Here is a 23,431-nt window from a genome sequence, read left to right as displayed (position 1 = left end):
TACTTCCGTTAACAGCGTAACGATTATTCTGTTAACCAATTCACAAATCTGGGGTTAACCCCCTAACAGATCGCCGACTTGCATTGTGCTATGCTTTTCGTGTAATGTTGCCACAGGCACAATATAACTAAGCTGGAGGGATTTTACATGAGCTTTCACATCGAAGCTAAGGTTGGCGAAGTTGCAGAATCCGTCTTACTGCCCGGCGATCCGCTGCGCGCGAAATACATTGCCGAGACATTTCTGGAGGATGCCGTCTGTTATAATCAGGTTCGCGGCATGCTCGGATTTACGGGAACCTATAAAGGCAAACGCGTCTCGATTCAAGGCACTGGCATGGGGATGCCTTCCGCATCCATCTATATCCATGAATTGATTAACGATTACGGTGCCAAACATCTCGTTCGGATTGGTACATGCGGTGCTATTCAGCACGACGTCAAGATACGTGATGTCATTATCGCTCAAGCGGCGGCAACCAATTCCGCGATCATTCGCAACCAGTTCCCTGGATACGATTTCCCGCAAATCGGGAACTTCGACTCCATTAAGACTGCTTATGAAATCGGTGCCAACAAAGGACTGAATCTGCGCGTCGGCAACGTACTCTCTTCCGACCTGTTCTACACGGACAACAGCGATGAATTCAGCAAGCTTGGCAAGCACGGCGTATTGGCTGTAGAAATGGAAACAGCAGCGCTATATTTCCTTACGAACAAATTCGGTGTCAAAGGCTTAAGTCTTCTCACGGTAAGTGACCATATCCTGACCGGAGAGCAAACGACGGCTCAAGAGAGACAGACGACGTTCAACGACATGATCGAAGTTGCTCTGGAAACCGTCTCGAAATAAAGCCCAGGCCATGGGCCTTTAATTGAACAGATCCATCACAAACAACGAAGAGGACTACCTGACAGCAGTGCGTTACGCTATCGGGTAGTCCTTCTATATTTGGGGGTATTGTTATTCACCGCTTATCTATTCTGCTCACTATTACAGCGTTCTGCTGCCTCTATTTGCTTCCGATTAAGGCATCAGTCGCTGAAGAAATTACGATTGAGAAGGAAACAATGCGCCTCATAGATCAAGAGATCATCCAGAACATGCAGCGCTTCGACATCCCGGGCATGGCCTTTGTACTTGCGGATGAAGGCGGCGCCATTTATACCAAAGGATACGGAGTGCTGGAATGGGGCAGCCTTGGGGAGGTTGACTCCACAACCCGTTTTCAAATCGGTTCTATCTCGAAGGTGTTTACCTCACTAGCTATGATGCAGCTGCAAGATCAAGGACTGATCCGACTTGACGCTCCTGTTACTACATACTTGCCTTGGTTCGCAACGAAGGATTCCACCCTCTCTGACCGCATCACCGTTCACGATCTATTGAACCATACGAGCGGACTCCCGGGGCGACTCAATACCCACGTTATAAAAAGCACGAGCTCTGAGAGAATTGCAGCACAAATCAAGCATAAGCTTCAGAATGTACAGCTTGTTGCCGACCCGGGCACAGCCTATGAATATACCAATATGAACTATGACTTGCTGCAGCTCATTATCGAAGAGGTCAGCGGGTTAAATTATCCCGACTATATGCATCATCGTATCTTTCAGCCCCTAGGCATGCATCAAACGTTCTTCACCCAAGATACGGCCGGGCTTGATCAAAATTCAGCCACTGGACACCGATACATCTGGGGGCATGTCCGCCCTTTTCATGAGAAGCTAGCTTATGCTACCTTAGGCTCTGCCGGTGTATCAACCAGCGCCGAGGATTTGGGGACTTACATTTCATTTCTACTTAGCGGAGCTTCCGCAGGCGGTTCAGGCGACCCTATCATTCAAGCAAGTAGTTTGCGCAGGATGCATACTCCTTCTATTTTTGATTCTTCGATCGGGTACGGGTACGGTTGGGAGATCACAGCACATACCATCGAGAAAAAAGGAGGACTCCCCGGGTTTTCAGCCAATTTGATCGTGGTGCCCGACAAATCATACGGCTTCGCCCTGCTCGCCAACTCCAAGCAAAACATCACCGACGAAACGAATTTTAATATTTACCGGATCTTGAAAGGGGAGCCTCCCCGGCATTTGGCCAAGGGCGATTTTCCTGCCGTATCTTCCATAAATAGAAGTCTTCTAGCGATTAGCGCTTCGTTGATCCTTATTATTGTGCTGATATGGCTTCCCGCATCGATAGGATGGATCAGAAAGAGAACAAGCTGCTCCTTGATAAGGCCAACTATTGCAGTGATACTATTCTGCTTCGTATTAAATGGTTTACTACTAGTCAGTGTCTTCTATTATATTTACGTCCATATTCCTTATTTGAGCGGCGCATCTTCGCTGCATCAACTCACGACGGCACCTGACACCGTTCAAGGACTAACCCTGCTCTCTATCGTCTGGCTCGGCTTAAGCATATCTATTGCATGCAAATCTATCCTGCGCGTAAAGGCATACGACAAGTCAAGACAGTCCAGGCCATCATTCCACCTTGACAATAAACTCGGCCCAGACGGTTGACATCGGATCACGTTCCGGGGCCGCAAGGTATCCAGGGCTGATGACCATGATTAAATAGTAACCAGGATCTTCTACTTGAATAGTGCCCGAGAATTTATTGTCTTTGATCGGGAGCTTGTTTGTGCTTACCGTCGTATACACTTCATGGCCCAGTCCTCCTGATTTAGGAGCATACTTCTGCGCCATTACAGTGACTTGATCAAAGTGTTCATATGGCTTTACAATCGTTCCCTCAATAGAGATTTCGGCTTTACTCCTCGCTTCAAGGTAGCCGGACATCGGTCTGTCCAGGGTGATATATTGCTGTCCTTCTTCCGTCAACCTTACGGGTACCACACCAGGATCACTAATCTTTCGAAGAACAGTGAAATCAGCGGTGCCTGCAGAAATCGCATAAAGCTGCATCGGGTTAATGCCTGGACGCAGATCAGTTGTAAATTCCATGCGGTTGTACTTGCGGCCATCCAGTTCTATTCCCTTTGCCGTGACAATCCCCGTACCGCCTCCCCATCCCCCGCTGCCAAAAGGGTATAAAAACTGGGGCGCATACATGTCTTCCTGATACAGCATCGAAAATGCAGCCGTCTCCCCACCTGTCTCCCAGTTCGGGGTCATCACTTCAATGATTTTCTCGCTCCAATTCCAGGTGACAGTCCCCTCGTTCAGCGATGCGGCGACACCGAGCCAGGACAAAGGCTTGACGGGAATATACGTGCGTCCGTTTGCCAAGAATGGCTTCGGAATCTTCTCGCCTGCTATCGTCTCTCCGTCAGGAAGGTAAATTTGATCAGAGCCGATCCTGAACGACAGCTTCTGCCAGTTCGGGGCAATCTGCGGCTTCATCACGATTTGCGCCTCCCGTTTCTTGGCATCCCAGCTTATCGAGGCGGCCGCCCCGCTCTCTTGTAAAGTACGCAACGGCACAAATACACGGCCATCCTTCAAGATCGGCTTATCCGCGTGAACGGCCTTCCCGTCCAACGTCGCAGAGGTGCCCTTCATATCAAACTTCAATTCATGCTTGACGCGATACATTTTGGCAATATCGCCTTCAGGATCACCGCTTGCGTTTGCCGCCACTACGGGCATTGCAGACCCGACTAATGTACTTATGCTTAAAGTTAGTACTGCCGTTATGGACAGCAGGATTCTTGCCATTCTTCTCATAATGATCTTAGCCTCCTTCTATTGCTATATATATAAACTACATACCCCTTCCGAAGGTTGCACGATCCGCCATTTCTTGCCCAATGACTCATGGCATACGGCATTTTGGAAAAAAAATCAACAGTATGAAGAGTCTCATACCATTGATTTCTTAAGCGGCAAAGTCCTTTTAATATTAGTATGAAGCTCAATTCACTCTAATTACTTGATCAGTTACTGGATCATTTGCTTAATCAGCTCTCGATTGCGCTCCTTAAATACTTCGTTATGGGAGGATACCATCCCGCTCTTATGAGCGTCCGGCTGAATATATTGCTTCGCCCGGTTGACCGCATTGGCTGCATCCTGGAAAGCACCTGCAATAAGATGCAACTTCCCGTCATGCTTCAATATATCCCCTGCAGCATACAGCCCCTCTATGGAAGACTCGCTGCCAGCGCTGCCGGCAATGTAATAATTATCCGCAATGTCTATTTTTAATGCACTGTTCTCTAGCAAGGCTGTATCGCGCTCATAGCCGTGGTTGATAATCACTTCATCAATAACCAAGCAAGTAATCTCTCCGGTCTCATGATTCGTCAGCTCAACGCGTTCAATCGTCTCGTGATTCTCTCCAGCAATCAGCTTTGTAATCGACGTATTGAAATAGCATATGGCCGAACTGTTCATAAGTTGGGTCGCCTGCGCTTCATGTCCGGACAACGCCTCTTTTCGGTAAGTCAAATAAACCTGCTCTGCAATCGGCTCCAATTCATTAGCCCAATCAATCGCCGAGTTGCCGCCGCCGGAAATAATCACAGTCTTGCCCTTAAAGCGCTGGAGCGATTTTACCGTATAATTGAGGTTAGAGACCTCAAATCGCTCTGCTCCTTCAATCTCCAGCTTCTGTGGATTCAAGATACCCCCGCCTACAGCAACAATTACCGTTCTGGAATAGTGCTTCTGCCCTGAAGCAGCCTGCAATACAAAAATTCCTTCCTCATCGCGGGAGATCGACTCCACCTTCTCATTCAACACAACCTCTGGGCTAAAGGTTAACCCCTGCTCTACAAGCTGCTCAATTAACTTCTCCCCTGGAACCGGCATTAGGCCTCCGACATCCCAAATCATCTTCTCAGGGTAGACATGTATCTTCCCACCCAAGCGTGGCTGGTATTCTATAAGCTTGGTTTTCATCTCCCGAAGCCCGCTATAAAAAGCGGAGTAAAGCCCTGCAGGGCCACCGCCAATTATCGTCACATCAAATACTTCATGCCTTTGTTCCTCCACATTCACTCACTCCTCAGCTATTCACAAGGTTAACAGGCCATTTATAGTAATTATATTGAAATTGAGAATCATTATCAAGAGGGGGAATAGGGGTTATTGAAGTGAAAAAGCTATGGATTCCTATCATGTTGTTGTTTGTACTCGTAGTTAGTGCTTGTGGAAGCCAGCCTGCAGACTCTATTAACAGCCGTAGCTCTGGCGGCATCCGCCGGCTCCGTCGCGGGCGGGATTGCGTTTATCGGCCTAATGGCTCCGCATATCGCCAAAGCCCTCATCGGGCCGCGGAACCAGCTGTTTATCCCGATCGCCACTCTCATTGGCGGGTGGCTGCTGCTCGTGGCGGATACCATCGGCCGCAACATCGTTCAGCCGGACGGCATTCCGGCAGGCATCATGTGCGCCTTGATCGGCGCTCCCTACTTTGTATATTTGCTGTTAAAAAACTAACCCAAATGTAGAAGCCCCCCCAGGTAGAAGACTCGTCCTTCTGCTTGGGGGGGCTTATTTGCTGCAGCCTTTTCTCTATTGATCTATTGCTCTATTGCTCCGCCACTGCCCTCGCCGCATTTTCCAGCGCACCGATCACCTTATCGCACCACGCATCAAATTCCGGATCCTCAACCTGGAGCTCAGGATGAGCGAGTATGTGCTTAACGGTTTGCTTCATTCCTTGATCGAGCCGAGTCGTAGCTACAAACTCCGGAACAAGCCGCTTCAGCTTGGAGTTATCGAACACGACCGAGTTCGCTTTGTCCCCCAGTAGGCCGCCCCGCAGATCATCAGAACCGCAAGCCGCCAAAAATTCGGAGGACACATGCACCGCATTCAGCTTCACGCCCAAAGCATCCGCGATCATCTCATAGATTTGATTCCAGGTCACCGTCTCATCGGACGTGATATGAACAGACTCGCCGATCGCATGGATGTTGCCCATCAAGCCTATGAAGCCCTTGGCAAAATCGCTATTATGCGTCATTGTCCACAGGGAGGTGCCGTCGCCATGAATGATGACAGGCTTGTTCTCCAGCATCCGCTTAGCAACCTGCCAGCTTCCCTTGCTCCCATGTACGCCCAGAGGTATAGAGCGCTCGGAGTACGTATGACTTGGCCTTACAATCGTAATCGGGAACCCGTGCTCCCGGTACTGCTTCATCAAATATTCCTCACAAGCGATTTTGTTTCTGGAATATTCCCAATAAGGGTTGGAAAGAGGTGTGCCCTCGGTAACCCTATAATCGGATAAAGGCGTCTGGTAAGCAGATGCCGAGCTAATAAACATAAACTGCTTTGTTTTCCCATTGAACAGCCGATAGTCCCTCTCCAACTGCTCCGGGTGGAAGGCGATAAAATCGGCAACGACGTCAAAGGTCATATCCTCAATAAGCTTGGACACTTTATCTTCATCATTGATATCTGCCTGCAGGACGTTGACTTTAGCCGGCAAGCCGCTATTTCTTGTACCCCGATTCAACAAATAAAGCTCGCAACCTACTTCCGCCAATTGCTTCGTAATTGCCGAGCTGATGGTTCCCGTTCCACCGATAAATAGTACTTTCATATGCCACCTCCGCAAAATGTTCATCCTACTTTACGATAGCATGGGCTGGCCGCCAAGACAATGAGTCATTCTGAAGCTAACGAGCAATAAGAAAAGGGGCTCAGAGCGAGCCCCTTTCCTTATTTTATCGCCTTTACAATCCGATCAAAGGCTGGTTTGGGATGATGCTGCCCATCAAACAGGAATGGCCAGTTTTTTCGTCCACGTACCGGAAAGTCATCCAGCCAAGTATAATCATCCGCCGCTCCCCAAAAGGTGACCGAACTGATCGATTCACGATATTCCCTCAGCAATTTGAAAACGGCCTCATAGCGTTCTGCCTGCAGCTCAAGCATCTCTTCCGTAGGCTCTGCCAAATCCGTACGCTTGTCCTCAAAACGGAACATCGACATATCCAACTCCGTAAGCTGCAGCTGCAAGCCAAGGGAAGCATACTTCTCTATCGCTGTGCGAATGTCGTCTAGAGATGGATCGAACAGATTCCAATGTGCTTGAAGACCAATGCCATGAAGGGGCACACCCTGCTCCAGCAGCGACTTTACCAAGGTGTAGATTTTATCGCGTTTGCCTGGATTTGATTCGTTGTAATCATTATAGAAGAGCAGGGCATTCGGATCAGCCTCATGCGCATATTCAAATGTCCGGGCAATAAAGTCCGGGCCGGCAATATCCAGCCATTTCGAAGACCGCAGCATCCGATCCCCCTCATCCGCAATAACCTCGTTTACGACATCCCAAGCATAAATATCATCCTTATACCGGCCTACTACCGTCTGGATATGCGACCTAATCCTTCCAAGCAGAGTTGCTTTATCCACTGGATTGCCGTGTCTGTCTTCAAATAGCCAGCCTGTGGACTGATTGTGCCACACTAAGGTATGCCCCCGCATCGCCATCCCGTGTCGCCGGGCGAATGCCACTAATTGATCCGCTGCATCGAACGAATATGCTTCCTCTTCCGGCTGCAGGCTGGCAAACTTCATTTCATTCTCAGCTGTAATGCTGTTGAAATGATAAGCAAGCAGTTCCTCCTGTGTCCGTATGGTCAGCGGATTCACAGCAGCTCCGATCCGAAAATCATCTGCAAAAATATCCTTCAGCGCTGCTTCCGTGCGCATACTTCTCTTACCCAATTTAAATTCCTCCTGACTGATCCGATCCAGGTCATCATACCCCGTTATTCCGTTACCCTGTCATTCCGTTTATTCCTTTACACTCCCTACGTTCAGCCCGACGACAAAGTACTTCTGCATAAACGGATACACCACAAGAATAGGCACGGATGCCACGACAGTCACCGCAGCCCGAATCGACAACGGAGTCACCAAGGATTTAGCGGTGTCCTGCGTCATTCCCGCCCCTGCTGCCACGTTAGGGTTGTTATTGGAATTCATACTGGAGGACAGCAGCTTCATCAGCTCGTATTGCAGCGTACTCAGCTCTTGCTTGGAAGAGGTATAAATAAATGCGTCAAACCAAGAGTTCCAAGCTCCTACCGCTACAAAGAGGGCGATCGTCGCCAGCACCGGCTTACATAGCGGAAAAATAATTCGAATAAAAATTTTGAAATCGCCGGCTCCGTCAATCCTTGCCGATTCAACCAAGCTCTCCGGAATCGTCCCGATGTAGGTTCGGATCACAATCATGTTGAATGCACTGATCATCGATGGAAGAACGTATACCCAGAAGCTGTTCAGCAAATGCAGTTCCTTGATTAGGAAGTACCCAGGAATGAGTCCCGCGCTAAAATACATCGTAAGAATAAATACCAGCGTAATCGGCTTGCGGAAAACATATTCCCGGCGGCTCAGCGTATAAGACAGCATCGTTGTCAAAAATATATTGAGCAGCGTGGATAGAACAGTTCTAGCTACCGATACCCAAAATGCATTGTAAATCGTTCCCGAGGCAAAGACCGCCTTGTAGTTCTGCAAAGTCCATTCCCTAGGCCACAAATAGATTCCGCCTCGAATCGTATCATTTCCCGCATTAAGCGAAACCACGATCGTATTCAGGAAGGGATATAAGGTCACAATCACGAGACAAATCATAAAAATTGTGTTGAATGTATTAAATAGAATCGGCTCAATTCGTCCCAATCCCAAGCCTTTCTTTTTAGGAACACCTGTCATGCGCTGCGGGCTGATCTGTTGATTCCCCATACTCATATCAGCCTCTCTTCCCCTAGTCGCTTGGCAGTCCAATTCGCTATGAACAGCATGGTTACACTGACGACTGTCTTAAAGATTCCCCCGGCGGTAGCTAAGGAATAGTTGCCTTGAGCTAAACCGTATTTCAATACAAATATATCAATAGTCTCCGACCAATCGACGACAAGCCCATTCCCAAGTAAATATTGCACTTCAAATCCGGCCTCCAAAATATGCCCGATGCTCATGATTAGCAAGATGACGATCGTTGCTTTAATACCTGGAATCGTGATATGACGCATCTTTTTATACCGGTTTGCACCGTCAATTTCCGATGCTTCATACAGTGCAGGGTCAATCGACGCCATCGCGGCCAAATATATAATCGTATTCCATCCGACTTCCTTCCACACATGCGAAGCGCCAACGACGCCCCAGAAGTACTTCCCTTCACTGAGCCACAAAATTGGTTCGTCAATAATATGTAGCCGCATTAATATATCGTTCACGATACCGTCAGAAGCCAGGGAAGTTGCGACAATTCCCGTTACGATGATCCAGGACAAGAAGTGCGGCAGGTACGAAATCGTCTGCACGGTTCTTTTCCATAACACCTTCTTGATTTCATTCAGCAGCAATGCCAGAATAATAGCGGTCGTAAAGCCCAATATGAGATTGATAATACTCATTCCAAGTGTATTTCGCAGTACTCTCAGAAAGCTGTCATCCGTAAATAGAAACTTAAAATGCTTAAATCCTACCCAGGTCTGATCGCTAAAGCTGCGAGCTGGCTTATAGTCTTGAAATGCCATCGTCCAGCCCCAGACCGGGACATAAGCGAACAGAATAATGTAAAGCATTAACGGAACGGACATCCATATTAACTGCTGCTGACTCTTGATCAGCGACCAGGTAATCGGCGTTTTCTTTTTCTGATTTCGGACGGCTCTCTTTTTCGGTAAGGTCTCATCCATGCTAGCTGCTCTCCCCACAAGCTATTTCAGAAAGTGGAAGGCAAGCCGCCCCCCACTTCTGATGTCAACTCAAACCCTTACTTGCTCCAGTTATCGATTCTCCACTTGATTTGCTCATTGATGCGGTCTTCGTAAGCTTTCACGTTAACCTTGCCGACCTCTGACGTATATTCGTTCCATACCGCCTCAAATTCGCCTGGCTTGGCCAGAATCGCCCGCGGCAGGTATTTCGTCGACAAATCATTCAGCTTCGTGTTCACGACTTTAGCTTCGGAGCCCTCGACGAGATCGATCGTCCAAGCTGGGTAGGATACAGCATTCTCAGGCGGCTCACTGAAGAAGTCGACATATGAATCGTAGCCATAAGCCTCCAGGAACTTCCGGTCGTATTCTTTAAAACCTGCCTTATACTCTTCAGGCTGAGCAGCTGCATCCGTAGCGTTCCCATCGCTGAAGCTGCCCTCAATCTTCGGAGCAAATTTAAAGAATGTATCGGCCTTGTTGGCCAGCTTCCAGGTTCCGTCCGTAAAATTATCCCGCTGCTCTTGGGTTTTCATAAAACGGCCTTCTTCATTGACGATGTAATCTTCTCCCTCAAAGCCCCAGGACAGAATCTTCTGCCAATCTTCCGTAATGAGTGTATCGAGGAGTTTAAGGATTTTCACTGGATCTTTGGCATTGACGCTGATTCCAAAACCGTTATTCAGGTTCAGCGGCGCGCGGTCGCGGTAATGATCCCTTGTGTTCTGATCATATACTAGAGGCAGCCCGACATAGGTTCTTTCCAGCTTTCCTTGCGTAGTCAGAGAATCTTCTGCACTCTGGAAGTTCCAGTGCTGGTCGAACATCCCTAGTACCGTGCCATTGGACAACTTCGCCATATACTGATCATAGTTCTGCACAAAGGCCTCTTTATCAAGCAACCCTAGGCTGTTTATTTCGTTCAGCTTCTGGTAATACTGCTTCGCGTAGTCCTTATCCGCGAAAATTTCTGCTACCCCGTCCTTCACGACTACCCCGCCATCGTTCGGGTGGCCGATCAAATGCTGCGGTGCGTTGAATAATCCCCAGTTTCTCCAGTCATAGTTCAATATTTCGAACCCGATCGTCGGACTTCCATCGATCGTCGGATATTTCTCCTTATACTTCGCGATCAAATCGAAATATTCGTCCAGCGTTTTCACTTGCGGATAGCCAAATTCCTCAAGCACCGCCTTTTGAATCCAGAAGGCCGGGCCGGCGTACCAACTGCTGCCCAATTTACCATTAAACACGCCATAGTTAGGCAAGATATAGATATGTCCGTCATTTGGATCCTTCATCATGTTCCAATAGTCCGCATAGTGCTTCTTCAGATTCGGAGCATGCTCCTCGATCAAATCCTCCAGCGGTATGTAAGCGCCGGCTGCCGTCAGCTTCGTATTTCCAGTCATCATATCTGGATAGTCTGATCCAGCAATCATTACGCCGAGCTTCTGGTCAATATCCCCTGCCAGGAACTCGAAATTCAGCGTGGCACCCAGCTCATCTTTAATTTTCTTGTACACCTTATTGTCTGGCGTCGGCTGTTGGCCAGCTTCCCCGATAAAGATACTGATTTCGAATGGCTCTACCTTGCCGTCATTATTCCCGGTCGCTGTCTGTTCCGGATTATTATTTTTGTTTCCATTCGACTTGGCATCTCCGCCGCCGCAGCCCGCAAGAATAATGCTGAGCGACAGCAGTAGGATCGTGCCTAACCGAAACAATGATTTAGATGTACCCCCCATTGTAAAAAGCACCTCCGCAAAAATTTTTAGCTACACAAGCAGACTTGTAAGCCCTTTCATGTAACTTATCTTTATTTTAGAAGCGCTGTTAACGCCGAACTATAACACAATTAAAGCATTAACCCTAAAAATATTAGAACATGGTGTTTTTATACTCATTAGGCGACATCTTCATCCGGATTTCAAATTGTTTGAAGAATTGGCCATAGTGACTGTAACCGACACGCTCCGCTACTTCGCTGTTCTTCAATTGGCTTTGGCTAAGCAAGCGCACCGCTTCATCAATCCGCAAATTATGTACAAGCTCATTAAAGCTGATTCCATTCTTCTTCAGAAGCAGCTGCCCCAAATAAGCCGGATGCATATAGAAAATCTCGCCCAGCTTCTTTAGAGTAATACGCTCGCGATAATGCTCGCGAATATATTCATTAATTTCCTGCACGATCCCCTGCGACTGCCTGGACTGCTCCATCATCAGCAGCTCGATCCCGTCCATACCGCATGATCGAAGCAGGTCCATCAGATCGTCCATAATAAATACCGAATCCGATAGCCCGGGAAGCTCGTATCTCTCAAGCAGCTGCTCGGCCTTCGTCTCGCTCGTCTCCTTCAAATATTCCATAATTTTGCACATGATATGAATGACGACTTTCTTGACGATTTCCGGTGCAACGAGCATCTCCCGAAAGTTGCGGGCTGCCGAATCTATCGCCTCCTGGAAAGCAGCTTGATCCAGAAGCGTAATCGTCCCAAGAATTCCCTCCACCAGCTGCAGCTGATCATAGTGATAATTCAGGAGCCGCTTTGAAATCTGTTCATATTGAAAAATACGGTCATACCCTGAGTCATAAAATTTATAAACCATCGCTTCCCTAGCCGTTTGGTAGCTGTCTCCGATTTGGAGCAGCGTGTTCGCATTGGCTCCGACAGCCATAAATACGCGTGTTCCGGAATATTGCCGCATCAGCTCTTGGAATATCCGGCAGAATGGATGCTCTACACCTTGGCCTGGAGCATAGCCGTACACAATACCGAAGCGGTTCATGTCTAAATCTATCAAATACATCGCCTCTTCTTGATACAGCAGGGCAGCGGCCTTCCCACGCAGCTCGGCGAAAGAGGCCGGCTCCGTCTGTACGAGGCAGAAATTCCAAGCCTCCCGGAGCTCCGATACCCGATTTAGAACCTTAGCTGCCGCCTGATCCAGAGGAAGTTCATGCAGGATATCCTTGATCCGCGAGGCAATCTCCTCATAAGAGGCGATTTGAGTGAAGCTCCGCTTCTCTGTCTCCTGCACCAGCTCCTCATAGATCTCAGCCAATTCCTCCTCGGCCTCTTCGGAAATGATCGGCTTCAGCAAATAATTATTTACGCCATAACGCAGCGCTCTCTGGGCATATTCAAACTCGCTATACCCACTAAGAATAACAAACCGCACGCGATGACCATGCTCCTCCTGCCAGACGGCTATCATTTCAAGCCCGTCCATGAGCGGCATATTGACATCGGTAACGACTAAATCGGGCTGAAGCTCCTCGATCATCCGCAACCCCTCTACTCCGTTGCTCCCGGTTCCGCAAACTGTAAACCCGATCCTCTCCCAATCGATCCACAGCTGCATTCCTTCCAGCGCGCCGGGCTCATCGTCGATCAAGAGCACTTTAAAAGTCATCATTGCCTCTGCCCCCTTGGCTATGTGTGATCAAGAAGTCTAAGCGGGATTTCATAGCTTATCTCTGTCCCCAGCCCAGGCTGGCTAGCGATATCAAAGCGAACCTGGTCATCGTAATACAGCTCTAGCCGCCGATACACATTGCGAATGCCGATGCTCGTTCCCGAGGAGTTCTCATTTCGCACGGCGAGAATGACCTCCCGCAACTTGGCGGCCTCCATCCCCTTTCCGTTATCCGCAATAACAATGCGAAGACGCCCATCTCTTATTGCGGTGCTAATCCGCACTATGCCCAGTCCGTCGATCATCTGAATGCCATGCTTGCAGGCGTTCTCGACAAGCGGTTGAATGCTCATCTTTGGAATTTTATACGAGAGCGTCTCCTCTTCAATTTCGAATTGATAATCGAACTTTTCCCGGAACCGGAATTTCTCGATTTTCAAATACATTTCAATGAACATGAGCTCTTCCTCAAGTGTTACAACGTCTTCCTTCCAGCTGAGCAGCCTGCGCAGCAGCTTGGACAAGCTTTTGATAATGTCAGTCACGTCCGAATAGTTATTCTTAGTGCATACGACCAGAATCGCGTTCAGCGTGTTGAACAGGAAATGGGGATTCATTTGGCTTTGCATAAAATTCAGCTCCGCACGGACGCGCTCCATATCCAAGCTTTTCTTCTGGATCTCCAGCTTGTAGACGTTATTAATCAGGGAATTGATCTTCGTGGTCATCCTATTGAAATTACGGATTAAGCCGCCGATTTCGTCGCGCCCCTCATCGATTTGAATCAAATCAAATTTCTCGTTGGACACCTTCTGCATGTGCCGGGATAGCCGTTTAACCCTGTAATTGTAGGATCTCAGCATGACATAAATAAACAGCGCAGCCGTTAAAGTCACGGCAGCAGCCATTGCCCCGATGAATAATCGCATATCCAGCATTGCCTTTGTAATTCGCGTACCCTCAGCGAGCCCGATCAACCGCCAACCCTTCACATATTTGGCCGTTCCAATCGAAACCATATGTACATCTTCCTCGCTATACTGCTTCGGCAATTGAAATATAGGATACGGATCCAGTCTGCCTCTCTGGTAACCGCTCTCTGACGACATAATAATCTGGTTATGCTCATTAACCAGGTAAAGATTCAAATAATCCCTTTCCCGCACGATCACATCGTAAATTTTGCTTAAATCAATATCGATTCTAAGCAGCTTCTCGTAGGTATCGAAATGATCTATGTAATCCATCTTCTCGATAACGCTCAAATAGGGAGATGTATAAGCCTTGTCGCTGCTATTCGTCGCCTGGTACGCCGCCACCATGACGCGCTCATTCGATTTCTTCCACAGCTTATACCAGTCACTGTTCATGACTTCCTCGTTAATAGCCTGATAGTTTCCTCCGCTTACGATGGACTGATTATCCGTAAAAATAGTGATGCGCTGAATTTGGTTGTTCACCGGCATGTAGCTGGTCACCCGGTGGCGAAGCTGCTCATCGAAGGCTACGTAGAAGTCCAGCTGATCCTCATACACCTGATCCAGCATCTCATACAGCGTCCGATCCCGACTTAAGGCATGGCTGACCGCCACGCCCCCATCAAGATAGTCGTGAATATCCTTCCTGGCACGCTCTAGCGAAATCTCCAGGTTCTGTTCCTCTCTGGACATGATCAAATGAGACATGCGATCCATAAATAATAGATTCATGAGTATGATGGGAAGAAGCACACCGATGAAAAAAACGAGAAAAAACTTATAATTCAGCGGAATATCATTTACTATTTTTCGAAGCTTGAACTTTCTTTCAGGCATCGGTAAATCCTCCTGATTCGGTAGCTGCCTTTATTCCATCTTCCTGCCTATATACCGAGGGCAGTATTCCTGTACTCAGCTTAAATTTATTTATAAAATAGTCCGTATTGGGGTAACCGACCTGCACGGCAACCTCGGAGATTTTCATCTGGGTTCGCTTCAGTAATCTTTTGGCTTCTTCAATCCGCTTGTCGTTCAAGTAGGCGTTAAATGGTTGCCCCGTATTCTTCTTGAATACTTGCCCCAAATAGGTTGCATTCATGTGAAACTGCCGGGCCAGTTCCTGAAGCTGGAGCTTGCTGCGAAACTCCCGATCCACGTACTGGATGACATGGAATATCGTATTACACTCGTTCTCCCGTTCTAATTTGCTTAACTTGGAGACTCCTCGTACGCACAACTGCCGCACGTATTGCTCCATGAGAAAATAATCTGCCAGCTCGCCCAGCGCCCCATGCTCCGTCTGCAACTCTGCCATCAGCATATCTGGATCTCCGCCGAGTTCGGCAACCCGCTCGCAAAGCATCCACTCTAAATTCACCACATATGACTTTGCCGTCTCGATCTCAGATAGGCGGCAAGCAAAGGAAGCGATGAATTCCTTTACGCACGCCTCAATAGATTCCAACTCTCCCCCAGTGATCGCATCGAACAGTTGGTCGAATTTCTCCTTGTGCGCCTCATGCCTCGTATGCCCCTGGTGATCGCCGCAAAAGTAGAATAGTCCATTTCTTCCCTGACCACGCTTCGCTCTGAGCACTTCGTCTGCTTGCCTATACAGCTCTCTAATCTTATCGATCCCGCTGCTTTTACCGCTAACGGCCACTGTGACGGGCTGCCCAGAATGTGCCGATAGCTGCCTATGCAGCTCCAAAGCGGCCTCTCCTACCCTGCCGTCCAAGCAGGAATTCGATTGAACGAATAAGCCTGTTCTGCCGGAGGGATCCTGGAAGGAGTGAACGTTATCCAAAGGGAAATACGCCGCGGCCCATGCGCTCAAGTCCATAGGAGCTGGCATGGCATCCAGCAGAATGCACTGCAATTCGGATTGCTCCTGCATTTCCATCATCCTCGCCGCCTGCTGTCGCAGCCGCTCACTGGACTCGCCTTGGATCAAGCGGTTGATAAAATTGTTCACGACAAACAGCTGCTGCTCCGTCTGTCTTTGCTCCGAGGCTCTATCCTCCTGTATGCTTGCATTCAGCCTGATCAGCAAGGTATTAATATCGTCATCATCAATAGGCTTCAGCAAGTATTCGGCAACCTTCTGTCGCATCGCTGAACGAGCGTAAGCAAAATCATCGTAACCGCTGAGCACAACGAATTTAGGCGGCTTCGGCAGCAATCGATTACACTGCTCGATCAGCTCAAGGCCGCTCAGGTTGGGCATATTGATGTCCGTAATCACCAGCTCAGGACGTTGAGTCTGTATCATCAGGAGTGCCTCGCTCCCGCTCAAAGCTTCGCCGCAAACATGAAACCCGTATTTTTCCCAAGCTATCATCGTCTTCAGCCCTTCGAGAACCCAGGGCTCATCATCTACCAGCAATACATTCAGCATACTGACCTGCCTCCCAGTTCAATGATCATGAAAGCGCATTCATCAATTGTAATATCTTGGCTGCGGTGAAGGATACTTAAGTAAGCTGATTCTATCAAAGGAGGATTAAAAAAGAAACATCCAGAATTAATAAATGTGATTCGTTCGCACAAAGAACAAGGAGGCTTGTAGCATGTCGAATTCAGCAGTAATTCATAAGTTCATAACCGATGAGAAGGTGGTGGCATTCACCTTTGATGACGGCCCAAACCCTATATATACCCCACAAATTCTGGATGTATTTCGGCAATCCGGCACCTCAGCGAAAGCGACCTTCTTCATGATCGGAAACCAGATCGAGCAGTATCCCGAGCTTGCAAAAACCGTATATAGCGAAGGGCATGAAATCGGCAACCATACCTATACACATCCTTTCATATCGAAGCTCGGCGAGCAGGAATGCGCCGATGAGGTCATCCGGACGGAGAACCTGATCCAGGAGACGATTGGCAGCAAACCGCTAACCTTTCGTCCGCCGTATTTTGACTCGAATGCGCAGGCGGAAGAGTTTATTGCCAGTCGGGGATATACGTTGATTGGAGCTGTGAACGGGGCGGCAATGGATTGGGAGCAGCCAGGTGTGCGCCATATTGTCGAGAAGACGAAGGAGAGCCTGTCCCCCGGCAGCGTGCTGCTCTTTCACGACGGCTTCGGCGACCGCTCGCAAACGGTGGAAGCGGTGCGGATTCTAGTCGGAGAGCTGATTGCCGAGGGATACAGATTGGTTACTGTTAGCGATCTGATCAAATTATCATCCGGGAAAGAGGTTTAGCGAAGCCAAAGGGAGCTGCATTCATTTGCAGCTCCCTTTTCGCTATAGTCTATTGGGCTAGCGCACTCTTTGCCGCGCTTTCCCCGCCAAGCCGTCCCGAGGTGAACGAATAGCCGATTCCAACACCGTTACCGACATAGGTGTCGTTAAACAGCACACCTTCCGATTCCAAACCTACCGCATACAAGCCTTTGACTGGCACGCGCTTGTCATTCAGAACCTGGAAATTCGTATTGACCAATAGTCCACCAACAGAGCCCAGATTATTGATTTCTGCGATAATCGCATAGTATGGCCCTTGTTCTCCCATCGGCAGCAAATACTCTTTGGCTTTACCGAACTCGGTATCCACGCCGCTCTTCGCTGCTTCCTCATATTTATGGAATGCATCCAGCAGGACATCCCTGTCCATTCCAGCGTTTTGAGCCAGTTCCTCAATCGTATTGCCTTTATAGCCATCCCCGTTCTCCACCATCGCTTCGAAAACCTGATCAGCATTACTCCAAGGATTGTCCAAAGTGAACTGATCCTGGAAGGCAGCGTAGAACTCGGGCGGCATGCCCGGCAACTTCGGTGCGTTAACGCCGTTCATCCCTTTGTCCATAAGTGCGTCCAGCTGCGATTTCGAGACGATCACAAGATGATAAGCTCCATTAAACGCGCTCGTATTCGCAGCAGCTACCGCAGTAAGCGTTGCTGCTTCATCTCTAAATCTAGCCCCCGAAGGGCCTACATTCATAAAGTTAGGCAAATAAGTGAGCATTAGCGGATAACTGGCTTCATAAGGCGTAAATTGCGTTTTCAACGTATCCGTTGCCCGCGCCAGAGTCTGGTGCAGCATTTGTCCACCGAAGTTATCCGGTACCTTCGCGCCTGCTTCCCATGCCATCTTCAAGCCTTCCCCGATGTTCTGGCCAAGGCCGCCGTTCACGCCTTCAAAGCCGAAGCTCTCCTTCACCATCTCCTTATTCGCCGCATAACCACCCGTCGCCATAATGACACTCTTCGCGCTAATTTCCAGCGTAGTTCCGTCAGCCTTCTCAGCGATCACGCCTACAACCTGGCCGCTATCATCGGTCATGAGCTGCTTGGCGGTCGTCTCCGTGATCACCTGTCCGCCTTGCTTCTCAACGGAGGCGGACAGCATTGCCCTCAGTGTCTCCTGCCGTGTCTCATAGGCTGGCAGAACATGAAGCTGCTCCCCGGCGAAATTCAGGAAGGTCGTCTTATATCCTTTTTCCGCCAACCAATCATACGTGTCGCCTGACTTCGTCACATACTGCCGAATTGCAGCCGCATCGACCCGCCAATGATTGTTCACAATCCAGTCGGCGATTTCCTGTTCCACATTCACCTTCAGCCCACTCTCCACAGCAGCTGAGGAATTATAGAACTTCCCGGCCCAGGATAAATTGCTCGCCCCGCCGATCGTGGCGGTCTTTTCGATAATGATGACCTTCGCACCTTGATCTGCGGCCGATACGGCAGCCGATACCCCGGAAGCCCCTGCACCCACTACGGCCACATCCGCCGTTAACTGCTCAACCTTCCCAGCTCCGGCTTTTTGAACCGCTCTTCCCTTAAAGGCTTCCACATCCGCACCCGCCTGCTTAACGGCATTTTCTACCGCACTGAGCAGGGCACTGCTCGTTTCTGTCGCTCCACTGACGGCATCCACCGCCAGGGTTTGCCCAGCTATGATTTGTTCCTTGACTCTCTCAATGGCGGTATCGCCGATTCCAGCCGTTTCCGTCTGGCTTACGATGCGAATTTCTGTAATTTCCTCTGACTCATCAAAGGTAACTTCAACCTGGATTTTCCCGTCCTTCCCCTCCGCTTCCGCCGTATACGTACCCGGTTTGAAAGAGCTTGCCGTTGCACTGGACTCCTGCTCCTGATTCAACGATTCCGATCCCGCAGGCTTGGCAGCATTATCACCGCTGCACCCGCTCAAAATCGTCAGCATCAGTACGAAACATAGCGCAATGATGGTTAATTTGTGGACTGTCTTTTGACGCATTGGTGTTCTCCCCCTATTCTGTTCAATCCTGTTCAATGTCCCGTCTTCGGGGATAAAGATACGATACCACTGTAAACATTGGTGCTGCTCCAAGGTCAATGGAGGATATGTGAAAAAAATCCCAAAGTCCATCAAAGTCGATGAACTCAGGGATTTATCCACGAGATATGAACTATGTCCGCTCCAGCAATCGCTAAATCGGAATATATATCTCCAAATATGTTCGGCTGTGATCAGACAGCTTCTCATTGAGCAAAATTTTGCCCGTAATATCTCCAGCTAACGAGTATCCATGCTCCTCCACGTAATCCAGCATAAACTGAAAAGAGTCGCTGCTTATAAATTCTTCCTGAGATCTGACAATGACTGCACATATGCAGGTTGCCGGGGGTAAGTACTCAACGCTGTCATTCATGACCACATTAAGCCGCACACTGTCCTCTTCAAGCAATGTAAGCCCCCAGCTATAATCTGTAACGTCATATCCAATCGCTTGATCCTTATTTTCCATCTTGAAGGAATAATAAGTGTAGGGCAGCTTCTCCATCCAATCCTGCACCACGCACTTTAATTCTTCCTTCTTCAACAGATCATTCTTGTACGTCTGCCTGATCCGAAACCTCCCAGGCAGCTTCCTAATTTGACATTGATACATAGATTCTCTGATCTGCCCCAGCTCTGCTTGAATCTCATTCATTTTATTCAAGAGCATTGTACTCCTCTTTATCTCCATCTCCAGTTGATCCCGCGCTTCGGCCACCTTATCGATAATCTCGTTGGAGGAAGCTTCTTTCATAAGGGAAGCAACCTCATGCAGCGGAATTTGCATACTGCGGTACCATCTGCTCATTAGCAAGTCCCTAGCATCCAAATCATTAAAGAATCGGTAATTGTTCTGGTTATTCTTCAATGGACGTATAATATCATGCCGCTCATACAGCCTCAATGTATCTGTTGTCACGCCTACCATCGAAGCAAACTCACCGATAGAATATTTCATACGCAGTCCTCCTCTCTGCAGCCAGCCCGTACTCCCGGTGAAACACAGCCACAGCTTACGTTCATGATAGAATGTTTCGGCGAAAAAGATTGTGAATATAATCACCTGTTAATGATCAGCTCGCTCTTGGCAAAACAGAAATGACCCTTAACGGGTCATATGCCATCTTTCTTATGGGCCCCAGTAAAGCTTAGCCCGTCTGATTGTCTTTTAGGCGATAGATCAGAAACTTCTCTTTCTTCTGCGTCGCACCAGGAACGGTTACTTTATTGATTAGTTTAAATGGGGTATGCATCTGAAGGAACTGTTTATACTCCGCAACAGGATAGTAAAGGATGATATCGACCGTGCGCGGCTTCTCCTGGACGGATTGAAGAATATTCTCGACGACCTCCCTGAAGATCTCAATAGAAAAAGGGTTGAAGAAATAAAAGGTATTATCCGTCTCTTTGATTTCATACTGCTCCGCGAGCCCATACTTTAGGCGGATCGGGGCGTGGATATGCCCTGTCTGCTGCCTGTAGCTCCCCTTATTATGAAGAGCCTCCTCATACGTCTTCTCATGAACCTCGATGCCCGTTACGGGAATTTGAAATCGATGATGAATATAAAAGGACACCCGGCCCCGCCCGCACCCAAAATCTACAACTTTGTCCGACTCGTTCAGTTTATACACTTGAAACAACCTATCTAGTGCCTTGTAGGGCGTTGCTTCGTACCGGTGGTAACGCACCGTTCCATTCCGCCATTCCCTCATGCCAACCGTTCTAATCCGCAGCGATTGATCGTATTTTCTTTCAGCCATAGATAAATTCCTCATTTGATAAATTGTTATAATTGTTATAGTCCTGTGATCCCCTATCATACTCAACCTGCTCTGGACTTACAACGATTCCTCACTAACTTTCGAAAAGTTGTTAAATACGCAAAAAAGAAGGAAGGGCAAGCCCAATGTCATTAAGTTAGGGCGCAGATCCAAATATCGTGAAAAGAGCAGGTTATCGAAAAGATGGCCCGCTCTTTTTTTGCATGCAAAAGAAAAAAGGACTTGACAAGTGGATGGAAGTGCGTGGCGAAGCCCCTTGAAAAAACGAGGAGGTTTCGCCAATGAATGAGTATGCGAATTCGCTAAAAGAAACGCTGACATCCCTCATCCGAGAAATGTCAGCCGCGCCAGCACCCTATGTCAAAAACCCGGAATAGGACTTCACTCGAAGGAAAAAGTCACCCTTTGATACCGTGATGCAACTCCTGATCTCCATGGGCGGCAACAGTATATATAAGGAACTCTTGGAATCGCAGGGCTATGACGTAAACACTGCAACTACTTCTGCTTTTGTTCAGCAGAGGAATAAAATCCTGCCGTCTGCTGTGGAATTCTTGTTCCACGAATTTACGCAATCGTATACGGATATCAAGGATTACCGAGGGTATCGATTACTTGCTGTTGACGGTTCGGATTTGCATATCACAACGGATCCTACGGACAGGGAAACCTATTTTCAAAGCCAACCAAACACGAAAGGCTATAACCTGCTGCATTTGAATGCAGCCTATGACCTGTGTAACCGACTTTACGTGGATGCTCTTGTTCAGCCACGAAGGTTGTGCAACGAGGGAAGAGCGCTGGCGACTATGGTTGACCGTTCCCCCATCAAAGGCAAAACCATTGTGATTGCCGATCGGGGTTATGAAAGTTACAACAATTTCGCGCATTTGGAACGCAAAGGGTGGAATTATGTCATAAGGGTAAAGGATTTGGATTCCAATGGCATTCTTTCGGGCTTGCGTTTGCCTTCTGGCGGAGAGTTTGATCGCGACATTCATCTGACACTCACCAAAAAACAAACCAAAGAGGTCAAAGCTCATCCTGAGATTTACAAGTTCGTCCCTTCTGCTTCTACCTTTGATTTTTTGGATCGACAGGAGAACTTGTATTACCCAATCTCCTTTCGGGTTGTTCGTTTTGTCCTATTCAATGGTGCATATGAAACCGTCATAACGAATCTATCTGCCGCTGATTTCCCACCCGATGAACTCAAGTCTATTTATCACTTACGATGGGGCATTGAAACCTCTTTCCGGGCCTTAAAATATACCGTTGGCCTGACCCATTTTCACGCAAAGAAGCAAGCGTTCATCATCCAAGAGATTTTTGCAAGAATGATCATGTACAATTTCGCTGAAATGATGACCTCGCACGTCGTCATTTCGCAAATGGATAAACGGCACTCCTACCAAGTCAACTTCACAGTCGCCGTTCACGTTTGTAGATATTTCCTGCGCTCAAGGGATGATGAACCCCCGCCCGATGTTGAAGCACTGATTCGCAAAAACATTTTACCGATTCGACCCCTTCGCCCAGGGCAGAAGAATACGCGTAAAATTCGCTATAAATCAGTTGTTAGCTTCGTCTACAGAGTAGCATAATTCGGTTCACATGAACAATTTTTAAGCGGATAGTCTATCCGCTTTGTTTGCTGTACGCTTTTTTCTTGCTTGAACCAAAAAACAAACGGCACAGGGCTTTTTCCCATGCCGTTTTGCATTCCAGTTTTACTCCCGGTCTTGTCTTTGATCTTATCTTAATGACATTGGGGGTAAGCCCCTCCTATTTCAATAGCATCTGCGTATATTTCTCGTACCATATCTTCCACTCTTCATGGCGCGCTTCTACCGTCTGCCCGTCCATTAATTTCTGGATAACATCCAGACATACATGCCAGCCTGCAAGATCCTTGGGGGTATGATCCGTAATTTGATGCAGCTTCTCGATAAAAACGAGATGGCATCCCTCAGACTCAGGGTACAGCTCGAAACGCACAAGATCCTCGCCCCAGACATATTCCAGTACAGAGCCTGGTTGGAGCTCGATAATCCGGAGTTCCTCGAATGTTCCGTCCTGCATATCAAATATAACGGCCCCTCCTTCGCGGAGATCGTCGATCCGAAGCTCCGGGAACCATTCGGCCAGCTTGTCGTTCTCGGTCAACCAAGACCACACTTCTTGGATGGGATGCTTAAGCCGCCGCTCAAAACGTGCAATATAGACCTCATCGGCTTGCCGGATGTCTGCTATCAATGAAATTCCTCCTCACAAACGGCGCTGCTTACCGCCATGGAATAACCATATTA

Annotated in this window: 17 protein-coding genes and 2 pseudogenes; 5 read left to right on the top strand and 14 right to left on the bottom strand. The window is 48.3% G+C overall.

Annotated features, from left to right (window positions below; translation table 11 throughout):
* Window positions 1-147 precede the first annotated feature (147 nt).
* Both deoD and CZ379_RS05620 read left to right on the top strand, forming a co-directional pair.
* Window positions 148-852, top strand: a complete 705-nt coding sequence (gene deoD, locus CZ379_RS05625; protein WP_110930764.1) for a purine-nucleoside phosphorylase — start codon at window positions 148-150, stop codon at window positions 850-852.
* Between the two features lie 218 nt (window positions 853-1,070).
* The gene (locus tag CZ379_RS05620) at window positions 1,071-2,528 is read left to right on the top strand and encodes a serine hydrolase domain-containing protein (protein ID WP_110930763.1); all 1,458 of its coding nucleotides are present in this window, start codon (window positions 1,071-1,073) and stop codon (window positions 2,526-2,528) included.
* Here CZ379_RS05620 and CZ379_RS05615 read toward each other — a convergent pair.
* Both CZ379_RS05615 and CZ379_RS05610 read right to left on the bottom strand, forming a co-directional pair.
* The gene (locus CZ379_RS05615; protein ID WP_110930762.1) at window positions 2,490-3,695 is read right to left on the bottom strand and encodes a stalk domain-containing protein; all 1,206 of its coding nucleotides are present in this window, start codon (window positions 3,693-3,695) and stop codon (window positions 2,490-2,492) included. The genes CZ379_RS05620 and CZ379_RS05615 overlap by 39 nt on opposite strands.
* 213 nt (window positions 3,696-3,908) lie before the next feature.
* Window positions 3,909-4,964 (bottom strand): NAD(P)/FAD-dependent oxidoreductase, encoded by a 1,056-nt coding sequence (locus CZ379_RS05610; protein WP_110930761.1) that lies wholly within the window; start codon window positions 4,962-4,964, stop codon window positions 3,909-3,911.
* A gap of 177 nt (window positions 4,965-5,141) precedes the next feature.
* Between CZ379_RS05610 and CZ379_RS05605 the strand changes: the two are divergent.
* Window positions 5,142-5,411, top strand: a pseudogene (locus tag CZ379_RS05605) (iron chelate uptake ABC transporter family permease subunit); the annotation flags it as partial.
* 91 nt (window positions 5,412-5,502) lie between these two features.
* On the opposite strand, the gene CZ379_RS05600 reads toward CZ379_RS05605, so the two are convergent.
* From CZ379_RS05600 to CZ379_RS05565, 8 genes are all read right to left on the bottom strand, one after another.
* Complete coding sequence (locus tag CZ379_RS05600) at window positions 5,503-6,522, bottom strand: SDR family oxidoreductase (protein ID WP_110930760.1); 1,020 nt, start codon at window positions 6,520-6,522, stop codon at window positions 5,503-5,505.
* Between the two features lie 119 nt (window positions 6,523-6,641).
* Window positions 6,642-7,640, bottom strand: a complete 999-nt coding sequence (locus tag CZ379_RS05595; protein WP_110934248.1) for an endo-1,4-beta-xylanase — start codon at window positions 7,638-7,640, stop codon at window positions 6,642-6,644.
* Between the two features lie 84 nt (window positions 7,641-7,724).
* Window positions 7,725-8,684 (bottom strand): carbohydrate ABC transporter permease, encoded by a 960-nt coding sequence (locus tag CZ379_RS05590; RefSeq protein WP_407668698.1) that lies wholly within the window; start codon window positions 8,682-8,684, stop codon window positions 7,725-7,727.
* A 2-nt stretch (window positions 8,685-8,686) separates the two neighbouring features.
* The gene (locus CZ379_RS05585; protein ID WP_110930759.1) at window positions 8,687-9,646 is read right to left on the bottom strand and encodes an ABC transporter permease; all 960 of its coding nucleotides are present in this window, start codon (window positions 9,644-9,646) and stop codon (window positions 8,687-8,689) included.
* Between the two features lie 77 nt (window positions 9,647-9,723).
* Window positions 9,724-11,415, bottom strand: coding sequence for an extracellular solute-binding protein (locus tag CZ379_RS05580; protein WP_110930758.1), 1,692 nt, complete (start codon window positions 11,413-11,415; stop codon window positions 9,724-9,726).
* Window positions 11,416-11,548: 133 nt separating this feature from the next.
* Window positions 11,549-13,090, bottom strand: a complete 1,542-nt coding sequence (locus CZ379_RS05575) for a response regulator transcription factor (protein WP_234404828.1) — start codon at window positions 13,088-13,090, stop codon at window positions 11,549-11,551.
* Window positions 13,091-13,107: 17 nt separating this feature from the next.
* Window positions 13,108-14,904 carry a cache domain-containing sensor histidine kinase gene (locus CZ379_RS05570; protein ID WP_110930757.1) on the bottom strand — a complete coding sequence of 599 codons (1,797 nt, stop codon included), beginning with the start codon at window positions 14,902-14,904 and terminating at the stop codon, window positions 13,108-13,110.
* Window positions 14,897-16,465 carry a response regulator gene (locus CZ379_RS05565; RefSeq protein ID WP_110930756.1) on the bottom strand — a complete coding sequence of 523 codons (1,569 nt, stop codon included), beginning with the start codon at window positions 16,463-16,465 and terminating at the stop codon, window positions 14,897-14,899. Before CZ379_RS05565 ends, CZ379_RS05570 begins: the two co-directional genes overlap by 8 nt.
* A 172-nt stretch (window positions 16,466-16,637) precedes the next feature.
* Between CZ379_RS05565 and CZ379_RS05560 the strand changes: the two genes are divergently transcribed.
* A complete protein-coding gene (locus tag CZ379_RS05560) occupies window positions 16,638-17,276 on the top strand; it encodes a polysaccharide deacetylase family protein (protein WP_110930755.1) in 639 nt (212 codons plus the stop codon).
* Window positions 17,277-17,325: 49 nt separating this feature from the next.
* On the opposite strand, the gene CZ379_RS05555 is transcribed toward CZ379_RS05560, so the two are convergent.
* The 3 genes from CZ379_RS05555 to CZ379_RS05545 form a co-directional block, all read right to left on the bottom strand.
* On the bottom strand, window positions 17,326-19,296 hold the full coding sequence (locus tag CZ379_RS05555) for an FAD-dependent oxidoreductase (protein ID WP_110930754.1): 1,971 nt from the start codon (window positions 19,294-19,296) through the stop codon (window positions 17,326-17,328).
* A 193-nt stretch (window positions 19,297-19,489) separates the two neighbouring features.
* A complete protein-coding gene (locus tag CZ379_RS05550) occupies window positions 19,490-20,296 on the bottom strand; it encodes a MerR family transcriptional regulator (protein ID WP_110930753.1) in 807 nt (268 codons plus the stop codon).
* A gap of 190 nt (window positions 20,297-20,486) precedes the next feature.
* Entirely contained in the window at window positions 20,487-21,101 is a 615-nt protein-coding gene (locus tag CZ379_RS05545; RefSeq protein WP_110930752.1) for a class I SAM-dependent methyltransferase, read from the bottom strand.
* 419 nt (window positions 21,102-21,520) lie between these two features.
* Here CZ379_RS05545 and CZ379_RS05540 point away from each other — a divergent pair.
* Window positions 21,521-22,726: pseudogene (locus CZ379_RS05540) on the top strand (IS4 family transposase); the annotation flags it as partial.
* Between the two features lie 181 nt (window positions 22,727-22,907).
* On the opposite strand, the gene CZ379_RS05535 reads toward CZ379_RS05540, so the two are convergent.
* Window positions 22,908-23,378 carry an SRPBCC family protein gene (locus tag CZ379_RS05535; protein WP_110930751.1) on the bottom strand — a complete coding sequence of 157 codons (471 nt, stop codon included), beginning with the start codon at window positions 23,376-23,378 and terminating at the stop codon, window positions 22,908-22,910.
* Window positions 23,379-23,431 lie beyond the last annotated feature (53 nt).

The sequence above is a fragment of the Paenibacillus bouchesdurhonensis genome (assembly GCF_900155685.1).
GTDB lineage: Bacteria > Bacillota > Bacilli > Paenibacillales > Paenibacillaceae > Fontibacillus > Fontibacillus bouchesdurhonensis.
Note: the sequence above shows the minus strand (reverse complement) of the source record. Positions and strands in the feature narration are given on the sequence as shown.